Source organism: Bradyrhizobium sp. sGM-13 (assembly GCF_018398875.1).
Lineage (GTDB): Bacteria > Pseudomonadota > Alphaproteobacteria > Rhizobiales > Xanthobacteraceae > Bradyrhizobium.
In genome coordinates, this window is the sequence record NZ_JAGWDK010000030.1 from 37,018 (window position 1) to 55,341 (window position 18,324).

The 18,324-nt window shown below is 62.1% G+C and carries 17 protein-coding genes and 1 pseudogene; 7 read left to right on the forward strand and 11 right to left on the reverse strand.

Going from position 1 to position 18,324, the window contains the following annotated elements; genetic code table 11:
- Positions 1–4: 4 nt before the first annotated feature.
- The 5 genes and pseudogenes from KJQ96_RS31100 to KJQ96_RS31120 form a co-directional block, all read right to left on the reverse strand.
- A pseudogene (locus KJQ96_RS31100) lies at positions 5–408 on the reverse strand (nitroreductase family protein); the annotation flags it as partial.
- Positions 409–493: 85 nt separating this feature from the next.
- Positions 494–1,696 (reverse strand): murein L,D-transpeptidase family protein, encoded by a 1,203-nt coding sequence (locus tag KJQ96_RS31105; RefSeq protein WP_213290175.1) that lies wholly within the window; start codon positions 1,694–1,696, stop codon positions 494–496.
- A 45-nt stretch (positions 1,697–1,741) separates the two neighbouring features.
- Positions 1,742–2,419: a nitroreductase gene (locus tag KJQ96_RS31110; RefSeq protein ID WP_213290176.1), complete on the reverse strand. Its 678-nt coding sequence runs from the start codon at positions 2,417–2,419 to the stop codon at positions 1,742–1,744.
- Between the two features lie 452 nt (positions 2,420–2,871).
- Positions 2,872–3,510 carry a 2-dehydro-3-deoxy-6-phosphogalactonate aldolase gene (locus KJQ96_RS31115; RefSeq protein WP_213290177.1) on the reverse strand — a complete coding sequence of 213 codons (639 nt, stop codon included), beginning with the start codon at positions 3,508–3,510 and terminating at the stop codon, positions 2,872–2,874.
- Positions 3,511–3,522: 12 nt separating this feature from the next.
- Complete coding sequence (locus KJQ96_RS31120; protein WP_213290178.1) at positions 3,523–4,434, reverse strand: 2-dehydro-3-deoxygalactonokinase; 912 nt, start codon at positions 4,432–4,434, stop codon at positions 3,523–3,525.
- Between the two features lie 216 nt (positions 4,435–4,650).
- Here KJQ96_RS31120 and KJQ96_RS31125 point away from each other — a divergent pair, with 216 nt between their 5' ends.
- On the forward strand, positions 4,651–5,643 hold the full coding sequence (locus KJQ96_RS31125; protein ID WP_213290179.1) for a tripartite tricarboxylate transporter substrate binding protein: 993 nt from the start codon (positions 4,651–4,653) through the stop codon (positions 5,641–5,643).
- A 49-nt stretch (positions 5,644–5,692) separates the two neighbouring features.
- Here KJQ96_RS31125 and KJQ96_RS31130 read toward each other — a convergent pair whose 3' ends face one another.
- Entirely contained in the window at positions 5,693–8,284 is a 2,592-nt protein-coding gene (locus tag KJQ96_RS31130; protein WP_249734742.1) for a VCBS domain-containing protein, read from the reverse strand.
- A gap of 299 nt (positions 8,285–8,583) precedes the next feature.
- On the opposite strand from KJQ96_RS31130, the gene KJQ96_RS31135 reads away from it, so the two are divergent.
- Both KJQ96_RS31135 and KJQ96_RS31140 read left to right on the forward strand, forming a co-directional pair.
- Positions 8,584–9,234, forward strand: coding sequence for a FecR family protein (locus KJQ96_RS31135; RefSeq protein WP_309142492.1), 651 nt, complete (start codon positions 8,584–8,586; stop codon positions 9,232–9,234).
- Positions 9,235–9,262: 28 nt separating this feature from the next.
- Positions 9,263–10,222, forward strand: coding sequence for a tetratricopeptide repeat protein (locus KJQ96_RS31140; RefSeq protein WP_309142493.1), 960 nt, complete (start codon positions 9,263–9,265; stop codon positions 10,220–10,222).
- Positions 10,223–10,281: 59 nt separating this feature from the next.
- Here KJQ96_RS31140 and KJQ96_RS31145 read toward each other — a convergent pair whose 3' ends face one another.
- Positions 10,282–11,262, reverse strand: a complete 981-nt coding sequence (locus tag KJQ96_RS31145) for a tripartite tricarboxylate transporter substrate binding protein (RefSeq protein ID WP_213290182.1) — start codon at positions 11,260–11,262, stop codon at positions 10,282–10,284.
- A gap of 449 nt (positions 11,263–11,711) precedes the next feature.
- Here KJQ96_RS31145 and KJQ96_RS31150 point away from each other — a divergent pair, with 449 nt between their 5' ends.
- Positions 11,712–12,968: a S1C family serine protease gene (locus KJQ96_RS31150; protein ID WP_213290183.1), complete on the forward strand. Its 1,257-nt coding sequence runs from the start codon at positions 11,712–11,714 to the stop codon at positions 12,966–12,968.
- 20 nt (positions 12,969–12,988) lie between these two features.
- On the opposite strand, the gene KJQ96_RS31155 is transcribed toward KJQ96_RS31150, so the two are convergent.
- Complete coding sequence (locus tag KJQ96_RS31155; RefSeq protein ID WP_213290184.1) at positions 12,989–13,294, reverse strand: hypothetical protein; 306 nt, start codon at positions 13,292–13,294, stop codon at positions 12,989–12,991.
- Between the two features lie 254 nt (positions 13,295–13,548).
- Here KJQ96_RS31155 and KJQ96_RS31160 point away from each other — a divergent pair, with 254 nt between their 5' ends.
- Both KJQ96_RS31160 and KJQ96_RS31165 read left to right on the forward strand, forming a co-directional pair.
- Positions 13,549–13,746 (forward strand): hypothetical protein, encoded by a 198-nt coding sequence (locus KJQ96_RS31160; protein WP_213290185.1) that lies wholly within the window; start codon positions 13,549–13,551, stop codon positions 13,744–13,746.
- 17 nt (positions 13,747–13,763) lie between these two features.
- Entirely contained in the window at positions 13,764–14,033 is a 270-nt protein-coding gene (locus tag KJQ96_RS31165; protein ID WP_156433437.1) for a hypothetical protein, read from the forward strand.
- Positions 14,034–14,100: 67 nt separating this feature from the next.
- Here the strand turns inward: KJQ96_RS31165 and KJQ96_RS31170 are convergent, their stop codons facing one another.
- Together KJQ96_RS31170 and KJQ96_RS31175 are read right to left on the reverse strand one after the other, a co-directional pair.
- Entirely contained in the window at positions 14,101–14,661 is a 561-nt protein-coding gene (locus tag KJQ96_RS31170) for a hypothetical protein (RefSeq protein ID WP_249734744.1), read from the reverse strand.
- 95 nt (positions 14,662–14,756) lie between these two features.
- Complete coding sequence (locus tag KJQ96_RS31175) at positions 14,757–15,221, reverse strand: Lrp/AsnC family transcriptional regulator (RefSeq protein ID WP_213290187.1); 465 nt, start codon at positions 15,219–15,221, stop codon at positions 14,757–14,759.
- 159 nt (positions 15,222–15,380) lie between these two features.
- On the opposite strand from KJQ96_RS31175, the gene KJQ96_RS31180 reads away from it, so the two are divergent.
- A complete protein-coding gene (locus KJQ96_RS31180; protein WP_213290188.1) occupies positions 15,381–16,394 on the forward strand; it encodes a 1-aminocyclopropane-1-carboxylate deaminase in 1,014 nt (337 codons plus the stop codon).
- Positions 16,395–16,403: 9 nt separating this feature from the next.
- On the opposite strand, the gene recQ is transcribed toward KJQ96_RS31180, so the two are convergent.
- On the reverse strand, positions 16,404–18,266 hold the full coding sequence (gene recQ / locus KJQ96_RS31185; RefSeq protein WP_213290189.1) for a DNA helicase RecQ: 1,863 nt from the start codon (positions 18,264–18,266) through the stop codon (positions 16,404–16,406).
- Positions 18,267–18,324: the final 58 nt, after the last annotated feature.

Sequence of the window (18,324 nt, forward strand, 5' to 3'; positions counted from 1 at the left end):
CCGCCTATCTATCGAACCCAACAAACACCGTAGCTTCTTCGACAGACTTTCGCTCAGACACCACCGCATTCGCCGGGAAGGTCTCATCCGGCCAGCCCAGCGCGATACTTTTCATGATGACCTGATCGTCGGCTATTCCTGCGTGCTCGCGCACCACGGGTGATTGCATGATGCCCTGGCTGTTGATCACGGCGCCCAGCCCGCGAGACCAGGCGGCATTGACCAGGGCGGTCGCCACGGCGCCGCAATCGAAGGGCGTATCGTCGCTGCCGTCAAGCACGCGGTCATAGGTGATGATCACGCAGACGGGCGCGTCGAATTGACGGAAGCCGCGCAGCACCAGTCCTGGCGCTTGTCCTTGTTGTCGCGTTCGATCCCCATCGCGGAGAACAGTTGCCTGGCGATGCCTTGCGCTGCTGGCTGACAGTGACAGACGGAATGCCGATGCCGGGCGTGGTCTGCTGGTGACCAATCGCTGACGTCGAACAAGTGTTTAGCACCGGCTCGATGGGAAGCCGGCACGGGCCGCATCACACACAACCGGTTTGGAGAACGACGTACCAAACCATTTGCTCGTCAACGAGCCGTCATTGTCGATCCAGGGGATCGGTGGCAATTGCGGCAGGTAGGATGCATACGGCATCACCTTCGCAAGCGTCACCCTGCCCGGAAACCGTGCGAGGAAAGTCTTGTTCATTCCGCCGTCAAGCCCGCTGTAAATCGGGGCCGCCGGCACATTGTCTTCAACCAATTGCGCGTAGGCGCGTTCGTCGGCGCGCTGTTTTTGCAGCGCCCGCCGCGCGATTTCCGGATTGACGACGAAGGGCGGGCATTTTTCGATCGCGTTGAACACGAGAGGGTGCGGCGAATTCGGGAGAGATTGCGCATCGAATACATAGCGGCGGTTGCACACATCCACCTTGGGTTCGCGTTGCGTCGTCTCGAAGTGATCGTTGCCGACCTTGAGCATTTTCCAGAAGGCCAGGTTGGGACTATTTCGATGCCGCGCCAGATTTTCCGGCGTCAGGCGGAACGGATAGGCCTGGACCTGAAACGACGGCCGGCCGCTGAGTGAGCCGCGCGCCAGCGAATAGATTTCGCTGATCTGTTCGTCGGTCATGGCATAGCAACCGCTCGACCAGCAGTCGCCGTGGATCATGAGGAAGCTGCCGTTGCGCTTGTTCGCCTTGTCGAAGCTGTTGGGGTAGCCGAGGTTGATCGACAGATAGAAGTTGGAGTTGGGATTCATCAACTCGGGCGTAATCCTATAAAACCCTTCCGGAGCCTGCCGGTCGCCCTCGCGCAACTTCGGCCCGAGATCGCCCGACCACCGGCAGATCGGATAGGTCTTGAGGATCTGGAAACGGCCGGTCGTGTCCTGCTTCCAGACTTCGAGCTCCGCCTCTTCCTTGAAAAGGCGCATAACGATCGGCGAATATTTTGGCATCTTCTTCTGTTCGAGCAGCGCGAGCAGCTCAGGCGGTAGCTCCTGTGTTGCCTTGGCCGGCAACGGCTTGCTGCTTTCGCCGAGGCAGGAGACCGGCGTCAAGGCAGCGGCAAAGGCGGCTGGCAGCACGAGAGCCTTAACCGTTCCGATGAAATCGGAACGGGGCTCTCGATTCTTGTTTTGACGCGTTTTCTTGACGCGAACCGGTATCCACTTCGCTGGAAAACGCTCCAGTGCACGTCGGGCCATCGCGCGGATCACTGCTGCACCTCCGGCCCTTCCGCCCGCGCGCCGTTAACTCTCAAACCCAACGAACACGGTCGCCTCCTCGACCGACTTCCGCTCCGACACCACCGCATTCGCCGGAAAAGTTTCATCCGGCCAGCCCAGTGCGATGCTTTTCATGATGACCTGATCGTCGGCGATCCCTGCGTGCTCGCGCACCACGGGAGATTGCATGATGCCCTGGCTGTTGATCACGGCGCCGAGCCCGCGCGACCAGGCGGCATTGACCAGGGCGGTCGCCACGGCGCCGCAGTCGAACGGCGTATCGTCGCTGCCGTCGAGCACGCGGTCATAGGTAATGATCACGCAGACGGGCGCGTCGAATTGGCGGAAGCCGCGCAGTACCCAGTCCTGGCGCTTGTCCTTGTTGTCGCGCTCGATTCCCATCGCGGAGAACAATTGCTTTGCGACGCCGACCTGCCGGTCGCGGTGCTTGCCTGCAAAGGCCTGACCGGTGCGGAACTCGCGCGACTGCGGGATGCCCGCCACCATCCGCTCGGTGTTGCCGGCGCGGATCCGGTCCAGCGGTTCGCCTGATATGACGTAGAAATTCCAGGGTTGGGTGTTCATCGACGACGGCGCGCGCATCGCCAAACCAATGATTTCCGCAATCAGCGCTTTGGGTACTGGATCAGGTTTGTAACCGCGGATACTCCGGCGACCGAGAATAACGTCATCAAACTGCATCTGTGCCGAATTCCCCTGACAAGTTCTGAAACAGCCCGGATTTTCGCGGTTTCTGCATCCTCGCGCAAGCGACAGCGGCGTGTCCTCAACGGTCCAGCCACGCGGAACATGATCGCACCGATATTGCGCACACGCAGTCGCTTAGCGAATTCTGGGATGATGAAATTTGTGCCGCTGATTTGCCCGACGTGTCAAGTTTTCGGTCCAAACCTTCGGTTGCGGCGGCCGCCGGCTACTTTGCATGGGGTTGTTTTCGACATTTTGGTGGAGCCGTGGCGACCGGGCGCGATGGCGCCGTCCGGAAGGCGCGTAGGCTTTTCACGCTGTTGCTCAAATCGTGGGTTTTGGTCTGGAAAGGTCGAAAATTCTTGATCTTTCAATGGGGATTGACTGACGCTCTCTCCGCCATCCGCCTTCGCGAACGCTTCGGCGTGGCAAGCCGTGTCACCCATCTACCCCAACTGTCGAATCGCCTTGTCATACGCCTCAATCGTTGCCTTGGCGCGCGCGGCTACTTCCGCCGCCGTCATGCCGGGCTTGTAGAGACTGCTGCCGAGACCGAACGCCAGAATGCCGGCCTTCGTGTAATCCGCGAAGTTCTTGTCGGAGACGCCGCCGACGGCGGCGATCATCAGGTCCGCGGGGAGAACAGCGCGGATCGCGGTGATGCCCGCCGCGCCAAGCACGCTCGCGGGAAAGAATTTGAGGCTTGAGGCGCCCGCCTTGGCGGCGAGCAGCGCCTCCGTTGGACTAAACACGCCGGGCATCGTAACCATGCCGCGTGCCCGGGCGCCGGCAATGATTTCAGGATCGACGTTGGGAGTTACGAGGAGCCGGCCGCCAACATTGTGGAGCCGCCCGACAGCTTCCAGCGTCAAGACCGTGCCAGCCCCAACCAGGATTCCGGCGGGCGCCCTCCTGACGGCGATCTCGATGGAGCGGAACGGGTCCGGCGAATTGAGCGGGATCTCGATCGCCGTCATGCCGCTGTCGATCAGCACGCTGACGATATCCTCCGCCTCCTCGGGCCTCACGCCGCGCAGGATCGCGACCAGCGGACGCTTCATCGGGGGAAATGGGACAACGCTCATTCGTCTTATCCTTCATACGTTCCAAATCGAGTGAGCGGCCATCGCAAGGCCGCGACGGACCGCATTCTCGGCACCGATTGATCGGACGGGAACGGAAACCGTGTCAAACGCCAATTGGTAAAGCATCTGGAGCCGTCCTGATGCCACCAGCGTGATGCCCGCCTTGGGAGCTTCGGCGAGCCCCGCCGCCAGTTCAAGACCAATCAAGGTGCCCGATACTTTTTCGCGGGCGGCGGATGGCGTGCCGCCGTAGAGGAGCTGACCCGATCGCACCTGGAATAACAGATTGGCAGCGAACGCGGGCGTCTTAAAGGCGGCAACGACCGCTGACTTGAATGCGTCGACATCTTCGGCTTCATCGGCGCCGGCCACCGCGTGGGACAGGATCGTCTCGCGCGACACGACATCGAACAACTCGCCCGTCATGAACGTGGCGAAGCGCTCGACGGCGCCGCCACTCGCCCTGACCCATTTCGAATGGGTGCCCGGCATGCAGACCAGCGCCTCGTCGGCCGCGTCCACGCCCAAGGCCCCGAGCAACTGTGTTTCCTCGCCCCGCATGACATCCGGCGCCTTGGGGTCCCGTTGTGCTATTCCCGGGAGGATGCGGATGTCACGGTCCTGTCCCGGCACCACGACGGCCTGCTTCAGGATCGATGCGAGCCGTGCCGGCGTCTCGACGTATCCGGCCTCGACCCACCCCTGCCGGGCGCCGGCCATGCCGCAGATGACAACGGGCAGCCCATCCGCGGCGCCGACGGCTTTAAGATGCGATTGCAGCACGGTTGCGAAGCCAAGCTTGCCTGCCGCCATCATGCCTTCGTGGCTGCGCCGCTCCCCCAGCACGTTGCCGGCCCGATCGACCAGCCAAAGCCGAAAACTGCTCGTGCCCCAATCGACCGCAACATATGCAGCCTCGCTCATTTCATGTCCGTCCCGATGCTATGCGCCTTGAGGACATGGTATCACGCCAATCCGTCGGCGAGCTACGTTCGCTTTCCATTTGATTTGCGGAAGCACAATCAGCATGATCCGAGGTCATGCGAAGCCGGGCCGTTTGCTGCGGGTGGCTTCGCCAACGAGCACACGTCCGCGATAACGCGGCATGACAACAAGAACAAAATTCGGGAGCACGCCGTCGTGATCAATTTTCCCTTCAGACGTGTAATCATGGGCCTTGGCCTGCTGATTGCGGCACTCTCGCCGCAGGCGCACGCGCAGTCCTCCGCCAAGACGGTAACGCTGGTGGTGCCCTTTGCCGCCGGCGGCGGCACCGACACTGTCGCGCGTCTGATCGGTGAGCGGATGTCGCGCACGCTCGGCCAGACCGTCATTATCGAGAACGTGGTCGGAGGCGGCAGCACGCTGGCCAATGATCGCGTGGCCCGATCGGCGCCTGACGGCACCACGATCCTCATCAATCACGTCGCGCTGCTAGCGGCGCCCAGCCTGTTCACCAACCTTCGCTACGATACCAAAACGGCGTTCGAGGCGGTCGGCCTCGTCAACAATGCGCCGATGGTTCTGATTGGCCGCAAATCGATCCCCGGCGCGGGGCCGAAGGATTTTGTGGACTGGATCAAGGCGCAACGCGACAAGGCGAACTTCGCGCATGGCGGCCTCGGGACCAACAGTCATTTGTGCGCCGTGATGATGGGCAATGTGCTCGGTTTCAAGCCCACGGTCGCGGCCTATCGTGGATCGGCGCCGGCGATCTCCGATCTGCTGGCGGGGCAGATTGATCTTTTGTGGGATCAGGTGACCAACGCGCTGCCGCAGATCCAGGCCGGAACGTTGCACGGCATCGCCATCACCTCGCCGCAACGGCTTGAACAGTTGAAGGACGTGCCGACCACCGCCGAGCTCGGCATGCCCGAGGTCAGCTACTCGATGTGGCATGGGCTCTACGTCGCGAAGGGCACGCCCAAGGAAACCGTCGGCGCGCTGAATTCGGCGCTCCGTGCAGCGCTGGCCGACCCGACCCTGCTGGAGAAACTGAAGCAGCTCGGTACCTTGCCGTTTCCCGAAAACGAGCTGACGCCGGAGGCGCACGCGCGCCTGTTCGCCAGCGACCTGACACGTGTGGCCAAGCTCGTTGAAAGCTCGGGAATCAAAGCGAGCGAAGCGAAGTGAGCGCCGCGTGAGATACAGAAATGGCGGCGCTGCAATCGGCGCCATTCCGTCACACGATCAGATCCTGCGGCGCGTGGGTAGTGACAGCGTTACCCGGCTGGTTCCAACTGAAACCGTCGGAGCATTGTGCAGACAGTTCGATAGTTTGGGCTGTCTCTGTCGTCGCCGGCGGTACACTGACTCCTGAAGCGTCTTCGGGGGAACTGACAGATGAGATGTCCTCTGAAAGGTCGATGACGTCAGAAGTTTTGACGTCGGACATATTGTCCTTGAAATGGAACGTGTCGTTGGCGCCGTTGATGGTGATTGTCACCACCTGTGCGGTGTCGTCGATGGTGGTCACCGTGAAGGTGTCGATCAGCGTTTGGCAGTCGTTCAGCGCCTGCACTTCGCAATTGGCGTTGTCGAGCTCGTAGATCCAGGCGCCATCCGCCGTCATCGTGAAGGTGCCATAGCCGGCATCGCTCGCCATCGGCGAGCACACTGCCGTGAAGGTGTTGGGCGTGTTGTCGACGTCGGTATCGGTGAGCGTGCCGGTGGCGAACGGCGTACCGTATGTGCAAGCGCCAGCTTCGGTTACTGAGCCGGTCGTGGCGCCATAAATGACGGCGGCGTCGTTGGCGCCGTTGATGGTGATTGTCACCACCTGTGGGGTGCCGTCGATGGTGGTCACCGTAAAGCAGTCGGTCAGCGTGTCGCAATCGTTGAGCGCTTGCACTTCGCAGTTGGTGTTATCGAGCGTATAGGTCCAGACGCCATGAGTCGTCATGGTGAAAGTGCCATAGCCGCCATCGCTCAGCTTCGGCGAATCGATCGCCGCAAAGGTGTTGGGAGCGTTGTCGACATCAGTGTCGGTGAGCGTGCCGGTCGCGGTTGGTTTGCAAGATACCGAATTGGCCACGCCGCCAGCCTCGATGACCGACCCTTCCTTGATTCCGCAAATGATGGCGGCGTCGTTGGTACCGTTTATGGTAACCGTCACCAGTTGCTCGGTGCCATCCAGGGCGGTCACCTTGAAAGTGTCGGTCAACGTGTCTCCGACATTAAGTGCCTGCACCGCGCAATTGTTGTCGTCGAGCATGTAGGTCCACACGCCGTCCGGCGTTATTGTGAAGGTGCCATAGCCGGCGTCGCTGGCCGTCGGGCAATTGACCGCCGTAAAGCCGGACGCGTTGTCGACGTCGGTAGCGGTCAGCGTGCCGGTCGCGGTCGGCGGATCGCACTTGGTGCCGCCGTCCTCGGTCACGGAGCCGGTCGTGGTGCCGGAAATGACTGCTGCGTCGTTGGTGCCGCTGATGGTGACCGTCACGACCTGGGGGGTGCCGTCGATCGTGGTCACCGTAAAGAAGTCGGTCAGTTTATCGCCGACATTGAGTGCTTGCACCGCGCCGTTGGAGTCGTTGACCGTGTAAGTCCATACGCCGGCCGCCGTCATCGTGAAGGTGCCAAAGCCCTGTGCGCTCGCGGTCGGAGTGTCTACCGTCGTAAAAGTATTGGGCGCGTCATCGACGTCGGCGCTGGTGAGCGTCCCGGTGGCGCTCAGCGTGGCGAGCGCGACGTTGGCGACGCCGCCGGCCTCGATCGCCGTGCCGTTAGTCGCGCCGGAGATGATGGCGGCGTCGTTGGCGCCGTTGATGGCAATCGTGAAGGGTTGATTGGCCGAGAGCGTGCCGTCGGATACGGTGACCATGAAGTCCGTGGTGGTGGGCTCGGTCAGCGCATTGATCGCATCATTGTCCGGAACGAACGTATAGGCGCCGGTCGTGCTGTCGACGTAAAGCGTGCCGTAGGGACCAGCGTTCGATACATCGTACGTCACCCCGTCGATTACGGTGCTGCTGGGGGTTCCCCCGCTGATGCCGAAGGTCAGCATAGCGTCGCTGTTGGGGCTACTGGCAAGGAAAGTGCCGCTTGACGCGGTGAAGACGTCAAAGACCGAGGTGTCAATTTCGGTCGGCCCGATCACCGCATTCAGTGTCGGCGGCACCGGCGGAGGAGGCGGCAGTTGTCCGATAATCATTTCCGGGACTGATGCGAGGATCACCGCGGGCAAAGCCGGCAAATCCTGCTCCGGGGCAGAATCATCAATCTCAATGAAATTGATCGGTTGCACCGGCAGTCGCTCCAGGGGAGGAGGCGTGCCTGATCCCGTCGACCCCAGTCCCTTCTCGTAGGTGGCGAGCGCTTCCTGCTGGGCCGCTTGCAATTCAGCCATTCGCGCGGCGGAATTCGTGCTCTGAGTCACGCTGATCGTGGACCCCTGCGAACGCAGGATGATAGTCTGTCCAGGATCGTCGACGAGGAAGTGTCGAGGGATCACCTCCTTGGTGACCAGCTCGAATGCGCCATGCTCGAGGTCCTTGTATGTGATGTTGCCGTCGTCCAGGACCGTGACGTTCGGATCGGCGGCCCGGGCCTCTTTCACAAGCGAGAAGGTCAGTGCCGTGAGCCACAGCATGCCGAACCTGCCGGCATGAGCCCTGCTTCGCGGATCGCCGACCGCGACTTGAGCGGCAGTGCGGGTCGCGCGCCAAAGGGTGCCGAAGCCGGCCGTGGTCTGAACGTTGCCGATAATTTGGGGAAGCGGAGCCGCCGCGGCCTTACGTTCGTCCCCAGTCTCGGCGTGGGACCCGACAAGCATGGCCTCAACCCCCGCCCCTCGTGTGAAATTTTCGTGGTCTGGCTTTGCCCAGCCCATGAGGTCAAAATATTCAGGTCAAAATAGCCTAGCGCGGCCAGCCGAAGGCTAGCCGCCAAGACTCCAAACTACCCCAATCCATGGGCGGTAGGCTTTAGGCACAAAAGGAGTAATCCTTTTGAGCGGGTAATAGAATAATGCCTTTCCCCGACATCGGGTCTAATGTCGCCCTGGCCGACGGTTCAAAGCGACCGTGAGCGCTCTCTCGGACAAGATCTTCTCAGGAAGGGGGGATCATGTGCATGCATGCTATTGCTGCATTGGTGACAGGCTTCGTTCTGGCGACCGCCGGGCTTTTTGCTGGGCCGGCTCACGCGCAACGCGATTCCGCCAGGCCCGCCGTTCAGGATCTAGCGTCAAAACCAATTGGAAAAATTGTTGTCGCCACGGGGTCGGTCACGATTGAACGCGCGGGTGCGGTGGTTGTTCAGGTGAGCACCTCAGGTCAGCATGGTCAGGCGAAGGTAGGTGATCTCGTCTATCAGGGCGATGTCGTCGCGACCGGCGCCGACGGCCGCGTCGGAATCAATTTCACCGACGGCACTTCTTTCAATCTGTCGAACAACGCGCGCATGGCGTTGAACGAGTTCGTGTACGATCCAAACAGTCAATCCAACGCGACCTTGTTCAGTCTAACCAAGGGAACCTTCACCTTTGTCGCAGGCAAAGTCGCGAAGACCGGCGATATGAAAGTCGACACCCCGGTCGCGACCATGGGCGTTCGAGGCACCACGCCACGCGTCGAAATTTCGGATGATGGGACAGTCAGATTTTCGACGCTCATTGAAGAAGGCAAAAGCAGAGTCGCAAGAACGCCGACGGCACCAGCAGCGCAGCAACCCGATCAAAAGCCTTTCCCGAAGTCAAATCTGAATATCTGTCGGGGGTGCTAAGCGCCGCTCCGGGTGCAAGCCGCTTCCGGTGCGAGAAATTCATCAGTCAACCAGTCCGGGCGTGCCGCCTTCACGTCAATGGGGCCCATTCGCTAGTTCCGACATCGGAAGGCCTGATATGGAATTTAGTGCAAGCAAGCGCATCGTCCACGGCTTCGCGCCCGCTTTTGCCTTGCTGCTGCTCGGCTCACTCGCTGCCGCGCAGAGTCCCAAGAAGAACGACTATCTCGAGAGCATCGCGCTGTGCAACGGCTCGGAACACACTTCGCTTGCAGCCCGGATCGGTGGTTGCACGGCGTTCATCGATTCCGGGCAAGGTACAAAAACCGCTCTTGCTATTGCCTATAACAACCGTGGCAACGCCCATACGATAAACGGAGACGTCGACCGCGCCCTCCTGGATTTCGATAAATCGATCAAGCTCGATCCAACTTACGCCAAGGCATTCAATAACCGCGGCGCGGCTTACTTGAGGAAAGGCGAATACGACCTCGCCCTCAAATCTCTGGACGAAGCGATCAAGCGTAACCCGAATTACGCCAGGGCTTTCGTCAACCGGGCCGGGGTTCTCCTGAAAAAGCACGAGTACGATCGCGCTGCGCGAGATTACGACGAGGCAATTCGTCTTGAGCCCAATCTGGAAGCCGCGTGGAGCGGACGCTGCTGGACCCGGGCCATCCTCGGCTCGTTGCAGGCGGCGCTTGAGGACTGCAACAAGGTGCTTCAGTCATGGCCGAACGACGCCGCCACATATGACTCGCGCGGACTGATTCACTTGAAGATGGGGGAAGCCGGCGCGGCGATCAATGATTTCAGTGCCGCGCTACGCCTCGATTCCAAGCTGGCGAGTGCGTTTTATGGGCGCGGGCTTGCCAGGCTTAAGAGCGGCGACAAGGCTGGCGGCGCCGCCGATATTTCCGCAGCGAAGACGCTGCGGGCCGGAATCGATGACGACTTCATGCGTTATGGCGTGCGCGGCGGCAACTAGCCAGCAAAGCCCGGCGCGGCGAACTCGTCATGAAACGATGCCGCGCCCAGGCTGCCGGGCTAATCCAGCTTCACGTTCGCTTCGGTCGCGACCTTGCGCCAGCGCTCGACTTCCGACGACACCATTTTCGCGAAGGCAGGACCGGCGACATCAGGAACGTCGGAGCCATTGCGCTCCCAGGCTTCCTTGATGGCCGACGTCTGCATGGCCTTCTGCAGCTCCTTGGCCATCTGTTCGACAATCGCCGGCGGCGTGTTCTTCGGTGCGAACAGGCCGTACCAGGTCGATACTTCATAGCCGGGAAGGCCTGCTTCGGCGGCGGTCGGAAGATCCGGGAACGCGGGCACGCGTTTTGGCGCCGCGACGGCCAGCGCCCGCAACTGTCCGGCCCTGATGGGCGCGGCCGACGAGCCGAGTCCGTCGAAGACAACAGGCACGTGCCCGGCGATGAGATCCTGCATCGCAGGGCCGGCCCCGCGATACGGGACGTGTTGAAGGTTGGTCTTGGTCAGAATCTTGAACAGTTCGCCCGCGAGATGGTGCGTGGTGCCGGCGCCGGCCGAGCCATAGTTCAATTTGCCCGGATTGGCTTTGGCGTAGGCGATGAACTCGGCGAGCGTCTTGGCGGCAACCTTGTCCGGATTGACCACCACGACCTGCGGCGGCCGCGCAACCAGCGCCACTGCGATGAAATCCTTCTCGAAATTGTAGTCGAGATTGGGATAGAGCGACGGTGCAATGGCGTGATGCGCTGCGCCCATGAAGAAGGTGTAGCCGTCGGGCGCGGCCTTCGACGCCAGCGATGCGCCAACCGTACCGCCCGCGCCGGCGCGGTTTTCAATCAGCACGCGTTTTCCCAACTGGCTGTCGAGCTGGGCTGCGAGCGGGCGAGCAAAGGCGTCGGTGCCGCCGCCGGCCGCGAACGGCACGATGAAGGTGATCGGCTTCTCCGGCCATGACTGGGCTTGGGCCTGACCGGTCACGGCGGATACTGCCGCCAGAACTGAAAACAGGGCGTACCGGACAACTCTTGACTTCACGGTATTCTCCTCCGGGTATTGCAAATTGGCATCCGCCCTCGGCGGCGCGATTGTCTTTTACGTCCCTGATTCCGGCTTTATTCCGGAAACGGCCAGGGCAACGAGCCCGCACCGTATGTAATATGCCAGCCGCGATCCATCAAAATGAGCGGCCGGCCGGGGGAAAATGGTCGTAGTCCCTGGGGCGTATGGTCGTTCCCACGGGCGCCGGCACCGCTCGTTTCCCGTACGGCCGCGCCGAAGGATACCAAAAAGCCCCGCACCTGCCGCTATCGCGCCGGCACCGGGGCGGTCGAAACCCCCGGACGAAGCAGAAGCACCATCAGCGGCACGGGAGAGGCGGGGCGATCCGCTCCCCTGACAGGAAATTTTGGTCCCTGCGCCGGTCCAAATGGACACTGGTTGCAAAGCAAAATATGCTCGCCTTGGGAATGTGGGGGAATGCGCTTATGGCCTGCCGTGCTGCTGCGGTTGCAGCTTTGTTGTGGTCGATTTTTGCCAACTCGAATGCAGAGGCGCGTGGGCCCTACGGCTCGATCAGCGTCGGCAACTGGAAGGGCGGAGCCTACACCCACGATCAGACCGGGTCGTTCTCGCATTGTGCAGCAGGCGCCCAATACGCCAGCGGCGTCTATTTTGTCGTGATGATCGACGGCAATGGCGGATGGAGCCTCGGCTTCATGCACGAGCAATGGAGACTGAGGACCGGGGAAGCCTTTCCGCTGACCCTGACATTCGATGGTCAGCAACCGTTCAACGTTCATGGCGTCCCGATTGCGGACAAGCTGGTTCGCGTGCCGATGCCGAACAACTCCGCGCTGATCAGCCAGTTCCGGCGGGCCAAGGCCATGACGGCCTATACGCAGGGGCAGCTCTTCCAGTTCAACCTCGACCAGACCGGCCAGCTATTGCCGGTATTGGCGAATTGCGTCGCCAAGATCAGGCAATCGGGATTGGCCAGTGCCGGCGATTTCTCGGTCCTGCCTGCCGCCAAGCCGGTCGCCGCAGCGGCGCCGGATTCCGGGCCGGCCAAGCCCGACAGGCTGTTCGATCAGACCGGCACCGGCTTCCTGGTGAGCACGAACGGACATCTCGTGACCAATGCGCATGTCGTGCACGGATGCGTCGGCGACATTTCGGGCAATCTGTCCGGCGAGGCGCCCGCCAAATTGCGCCTGGTGTCGAGCGACGAGACCAACGATCTGGCGCTGCTGCAGGTGACGGGCTCGTTCAAGGACGTCGCCAAAATCCGTGACAAGGCGATCCAGTCCGGCGACAGCGTGGTGGCGATCGGCTATCCATTTCACGGATTGCTGACGTCGGATTTCACGGTGACGACCGGGATCGTGAGCTCGCTCAGCGGGATCCTGAACGACACGCGCTTTCTGCAGATCAGTGCGGCCGTTCAACCCGGCAATAGCGGCGGGCCGCTATTGGCTGCAAGCGGTGACGTGGTCGGCGTGGTCGCGGCGAAACTGAATGCCATCAAGTTCGCGAGGGCCACGGGCAACATTCCCGAGAACATCAATTTCGCCATCAAGACGGGAGCCTTGCGGGATTTTCTCGACAACAGCGTGGTGCCGTATCAGATCTCGGACGCCAAGGCCGAGTTGAAGACGGCCGAAATCGCCCGCAATGCGCGGGGATTTACGTTCTTAGTTTCCTGCAAGGCGAAGGCAAAGGAGAAAGAGACGGCAAAGAACTAGAAACGGGGCCGCCAGTCCCTTCAACGCCTACTGCGAATTGCGGCCGCGGTCTGGGCGTTCCAGGCGCTCCAGCTCACACTGGCGAGGCTTCGCTGGTCGGTCGCAAGCGGCCGCCGGGTCTGCCGCTCATAGGCGGCGATGATGTGCTGCGACTGCCGGATTTTCTGCTCGAGCTCGGCAATGGTCTTCTGGGTCTTGCCGGTCCTGCTCGACTGTGCGGACTCGCCCACCATAAACCTGGCGGTCTCGATGCCCCTCAATGTCTCGCGAAGCTTCTTGAGCTGGGCGCGGTGCCACGCAATGGCGCTGTCACTATCTACCGGCATGCAAACCCTCCTGATTCGTGGCCGAATCTAGCACGCATGGGGCAAGTTGGGCCAAGGGGGGCCGGGCGGGGGCATCGGGCCCACCGGTTTCGCATGGCGGGAGGCGGTCGCTTCCCGATTTCGACCTCTTTTTGCCATCGAAGCGACCGCAGGCGAGCCTTCTAACAACAAACTTGCATGGCGATCTGTAGTCAGCGCGGTCCCCTCTTATCGTCCTGGCGGCTGAATGCCGGCCCGGCGCAATGGAGCGTGCGATGAGCGAAGTTGAGTTCGATCGAATTGTCGATGCCGTGCGGAAGGAAATCGCGCTGGCTCCGGCGGCGAATTCGTTGACGGGCTTGCGGGCCTCCGAGGGGCGGGCGAAGGCTATCGACGACAAGCCAGCGTCCCGGCGCCACGCTTCCTTCGCCAGGATTCGTCGCGTCGGCGAGGGGCGGAAGCGATACAGGTGACGCGTATAGGAGACCTCATGGAGCGATCAGTGTTCGAAGTCGTGAAGGCGCCGCTGGGCTGGTCGGTGTTTGCCGACAACGTCAAGATTGGCGGTGTCTACGATTCGCGGGGTGCCGCCCTCGAAGCCGCCGTGCTGGCCGCCTCCTATACCGTCAGCGACGGCGGCGGCGTTCAGATCAACGTGCCCGGCGCGGAGGAAGAAAAGCCGAGATGGGCGATCGCGTTTGATATCGCAGCCGCCATTCTGCCGACGCGGAGCGGGCGCGAGCGAAGCAGGTCACGGTAAAGCCGGCCCAGTCGCGAGCCATGTGTGGATCGACACCGGCCGCCGGCGGTTTTCCGCCGCCGGCCTTTCATTTTACATCGTCGAACGGTGACACCGCGGGACGGCCAATGCGCGTCCGCTTGATACGGCGCACTGCCATCGGCGCGCCGTCGGACTGATACTGCAACTCGTATGCCTTGCCGTTCTTGTCTCTCGCGGTGCAGGAAATGCTGGAGACTTCGAGCGTCACGAAGTTTCCGACCTGCTTGCAGAGGCCGGCCGTCAATTCAACCGATGGTATCGGCAGCCCGTCGGCCTTCGGCCTGTCCTTGGATTTCAGCAGCATCCGGTCAATCGGCAGTTCGTACAGATTGGCCTCCGGCCTTCGCCCGTTGTCACCGGAGAACGTGATGGTGTGACTGCCGTCGCTGGGATCGTCGAGCGCTACGGTAAAATTAGCACGGCCTTCCTCGGTCTGGAAGAACGCCACGGCCCGGCAGGCAAAGTCCCGTCCGGCAACCTTCAGCGTGCTGCACTTGCCGGACATCAGCGCGAAGATGATGGTATCGGGCTCGTCCGAGGCGAGCGCCGGCGCTGTCGTGAGAAGGATGGCAAGGGCGAAAGCCCGACGGCCAAGGCGCGTGGTCATGTTCGGTTGATACGACATCGAGCGCCGTGTTGGCCAGACCGGCGGAGCCCGGACATCGGAAGAGGACAGCGCCGGTTTTGTGATACCTCAGTCCATCAGAAGTCGAGCGGCGCGTTGTCGACGACTTCCTTCATGACGAAGAAGGTCAGGGTCTGGCGGACGCCCGGCAGTGCGATCAACTGCTCGCCGTGGATGCGGTTGAAATCCTCCATGTCGCCGACGCGGATCTTGAGGAAATAGTCGAAATCGCCTGCCACCAGATGGCAATCGAGCACGAATTTGAGTTGCGCGATCGCCCGCTCGAAGGCGGCAAAGCTTTCCGGCGTGGAGCGGTCGAGCACGACGCCGACCATGACGAGCGCACCCTTGCCGACCTTGCGCGGCGCCACCATCGCCCTGACCCCTGCTATGAATCCCTCGTCGAACAGGCGCTGGGTGCGGCGGTGACAGGTTGCGGCACTGACACCGGCCGTTTCGGCCAGCTCGGCATTGGTCAGCCGGCCGCTATTTTGCAGCAAACGCAATATCTTAAGGTCGATACGATCGAGCCTGCCGGGCATGAAAGAATGTTCCGCTGTTATGCCATCCAATGGTCGATAATGCACCAAGTCCCCCGAATAGTGCAAGAATAGCGCTAGCTCTGTGTCAATTTTGAAAACACCTGTCTGGAGTGTGGTGATAGGCATTCCCCCGACATCAGACCATCAGCGGGGATGACCATGTTGGAGAAATTCGAACGCTATCCGCTCACTTTCGGGCCTACCCACATCGAAAAGCTGGAGCGGCTGTCGCAGCATCTCGGCCGCAAGGTCGAACTCTACGCCAAGCGCGAGGATTGCAATTCGGGTCTCGCCTTCGGCGGCAACAAGCTGCGCAAGCTCGAATACATCGTGCCCGACGCGATCGCCTCCAATGCCGATACGCTGGTCTCGATCGGCGGCGTGCAGTCCAACCACACCCGCATGGTTGCGGCGGTAGCGGCCAAGATCGGCATGAAGTGCCGCCTGGTGCAGGAAAGCTGGGTGCCGCATGAGGACGCGGTCTACGACCGGGTCGGCAACATCCTGCTCAGCCGCGTGATGGGCGCGGACGTGCGGCTGGTGGATGAAGGTTTCGACATCGGCATCCGCCAGAGTTGGGAAGAGGCGATTGCGGATGTGAAGGCCAAAGGCGGCAAGCCCTATGCAATTCCCGCCGGCGCCTCCGTGCACAAATATGGCGGGCTCGGCTATGTCGGTTTTGCGGAAGAAGTCCGCGCGCAGGAGAAAGAGCTAGGCTTTTCCTTCGATTACATCGTGGTCTGCACGGTCACCGGCTCGACCCATGCCGGCATGCTAGTGGGATTTGCCAAGGACGGCCGCGCGCGCAAGGTGATCGGCATCGACGCATCCTTCACCCCGGCCCAGACCAAGGCCCAGGTGCTCGACATCGCGCGCAATACCGCAAATCTCGTCGAGCTGGGTAAGGAGCTCGTCGAGGACGACGTCGTCCTCGTCGAGGATTACGCCTATCCGGCTTACGGCGTTCCGTCGGAAGAGACCAAGGAGGCCATCCGGCTTTGCGCGCGCCTCGAAGGCATGATCACCGATCCCGTCTACGAGGGAAAATCCATGCAGGGCATGATCGACCTCGTGAAAAAGGGCTATTTCCCGAAGGGGTCGAAGGTGCTCTACGCCCATCTTGGCGGCGCGCCCGCGATCAACGGATATGCTTACACCTTCCGTAACGGATGAGGTCGAGACTTACGCGTCGGCTGCCCGCACCACCGCGAGCAGTTCGTCGCCGTAATGTTCGAGCTTCTTGTCGCCGATGCCGGGAATGTCGCGAAGCGCGTTCAGCGTCGCCGGCCGCGCGGCGGCGATGCCGTCGAGCGTGGAATCATGCAGCACGACATAGGCCGGCACGCCTCGCTGGCGTGCGATCTCCGAGCGCCATGCGCGAAGCGCGGCCTGAAGCGGGGCGTCGGCCGGCCTCGCCTCGGCGCGTGGCGCGAGATCGCCACGCCTTGATTTGGCGCGGCTGACGCGAATGCGCGTGCCCGGCGCCGCCTCGCGCAGCATGATTTCGGTCTCGCCCTTCAGGACGCCGCGCGCGCTCTCGGTCAGCTTCAGCGCGTTGAAGGCCTCGCTGTCGGCTCGCAGATGGCCCATGGCGACCAGTTGGCGGATCACGGCGCGCCATTGCTTCTCGTTGAGCTCACGGCCGATGCCGAACACGGACAGCTTGTCGTGTCCGAATTGAGTTACGCGCTCGGTTAGCCGGCCGACCAGCACGTCGATCAGATGCATGGCGCCAAAACGTTGCCCGGTGCGGTAGGCGCAGGACAACAGTTTTTGCGCGGCAACTTTGCCGTCGCGAAGCTGCGGCGGCGACAGGCAGTTGTCGCAATTGCCGCAATTGCTGGAGGTCGCTTCCTCGCCGAAATAGCCGAGCAGGCGGCTGCGCCGGCAGCCCGCGGTTTCCGCCAGCGCAACCAACGCGTCGAGCTTGCCGATCGAGACGCGCTTGAACGCATCGGCGCCGGTGGATTCATCGATCATGCGGCGCTGCTGCACGATGTCGGTCAGGCCATAGGCCATCCAGGCGCTGGACGGCTTGCCGTCGCGCCCGGCGCGGCCGGTTTCCTGATAATAGGCCTCGATGCTTTTCGGCAGATCGAGATGCGCCACGAAGCGCACGTCGGGCTTGTCGATCCCCATGCCGAACGCGATGGTGGCAACGATCACAACGCCATCCTCGTTGATGAAACGGTCCTGGTTGCGGGCACGAACGCTGGCGTCGAGACCGGCGTGATAGGGCAGGGCCGGAATGCCGGCCTTGCTCAACGCTTCTGCGGTATCCTCGACCTTGGCACGCGACAGGCAGTACACGATGCCGGCGTCACCCGCGTGCCGCTCGCTGATGAAGGCCTTGAGCTGGGCTGGGGCGTTCTGCTTCTCGACGATCTCGTAGCGGATATTCGGGCGATCGAAACTCGAGATGAAGCTCGGTGCGCCTGATAGCCCCAGCCGGGTCACGATCTCCTTGCGTGTCATCTCGTCGGCGGTCGCCGTCAGCGCAATGCGCGGCACGTCGGGAAAGCGCTCGGCGATCGCGGACAGGCCGATATATTCGGGACGGAAATCGTGTCCCCATTGCGACACGCAATGCGCCTCGTCAATCGCAAACAGCGCGATATTGGCTTGACCGAGCAGGGAAAGACAGCGCGGCGTCAAGAGCCGTTCCGGCGCGACATAGAGCAGGTCGAGGTCGCCTGCCAATAGCCGTCGCTCGACCTCCGACGCCTCGTCGAATGACAGCGTCGAGTTCAGCACGGCCGCGTTGACGCCGGCCTCCAGAAGTCCCGCGACCTGGTCGCGCATCAGCGCGATCAGCGGCGACACCACGATGCCGCAGCCCTCGCGCAGCAGCGACGGCAATTGATAGCACAGCGACTTGCCGCCGCCGGTCGGCATCAGCACCAGGCAATTGCCGCCCTCGGTCACGTGCCGGACGATTTCTTCCTGCGCGCCGCGAAAGGCGGGCAGGCCGAACACGGAATTCAGGACGGACAGCGCGTCGGGCGCATTGCCGGATTCAGAGCGCCGGGCTGCAGGGGCAGGCATGGGAGTGAGGTCGTCCGGTTGAAGGCGTATGGCGCCAGCCTTTGGGGCAAGCACCGCG

Bases quoted from the DNA above. Each gene is read 5' to 3' on its own strand.
- KJQ96_RS31165 (WP_156433437.1), top strand. From the start codon at position 13,764: ATGGAGCGATCAGTGTTCGAAGTCGTGAAGGCGCCGCTGGGCTGGTCG.
- KJQ96_RS31105 (WP_213290175.1), bottom strand. From the start codon at position 1,696: ATGGCCCGACGTGCACTGGAGCGTTTTCCAGCGAAGTGGATACCGGTT.
- KJQ96_RS31175 (WP_213290187.1), bottom strand. From the start codon at position 15,221: ATGCCCGGCAGGCTCGATCGTATCGACCTTAAGATATTGCGTTTGCTG.
- KJQ96_RS31110 (WP_213290176.1), bottom strand. From the start codon at position 2,419: ATGCAGTTTGATGACGTTATTCTCGGTCGCCGGAGTATCCGCGGTTAC.
- KJQ96_RS31120 (WP_213290178.1), bottom strand. From the start codon at position 4,434: ATGAGCGAGGCTGCATATGTTGCGGTCGATTGGGGCACGAGCAGTTTT.
- KJQ96_RS31115 (WP_213290177.1), bottom strand. From the start codon at position 3,510: ATGAGCGTTGTCCCATTTCCCCCGATGAAGCGTCCGCTGGTCGCGATC.
- KJQ96_RS31180 (WP_213290188.1), top strand. From the start codon at position 15,381: ATGTTGGAGAAATTCGAACGCTATCCGCTCACTTTCGGGCCTACCCAC.
- KJQ96_RS31155 (WP_213290184.1), bottom strand. From the start codon at position 13,294: ATGCCGGTAGATAGTGACAGCGCCATTGCGTGGCACCGCGCCCAGCTC.
- KJQ96_RS31130 (WP_249734742.1), bottom strand. From the start codon at position 8,284: ATGCTTGTCGGGTCCCACGCCGAGACTGGGGACGAACGTAAGGCCGCG.
- KJQ96_RS31150 (WP_213290183.1), top strand. From the start codon at position 11,712: ATGGCCTGCCGTGCTGCTGCGGTTGCAGCTTTGTTGTGGTCGATTTTT.
- KJQ96_RS31135 (WP_309142492.1), top strand. From the start codon at position 8,584: ATGCATGCTATTGCTGCATTGGTGACAGGCTTCGTTCTGGCGACCGCC.
- KJQ96_RS31170 (WP_249734744.1), bottom strand. From the start codon at position 14,661: ATGACCACGCGCCTTGGCCGTCGGGCTTTCGCCCTTGCCATCCTTCTC.
- recQ (WP_213290189.1), bottom strand. From the start codon at position 18,266: ATGCCTGCCCCTGCAGCCCGGCGCTCTGAATCCGGCAATGCGCCCGAC.
- KJQ96_RS31160 (WP_213290185.1), top strand. From the start codon at position 13,549: ATGAGCGAAGTTGAGTTCGATCGAATTGTCGATGCCGTGCGGAAGGAA.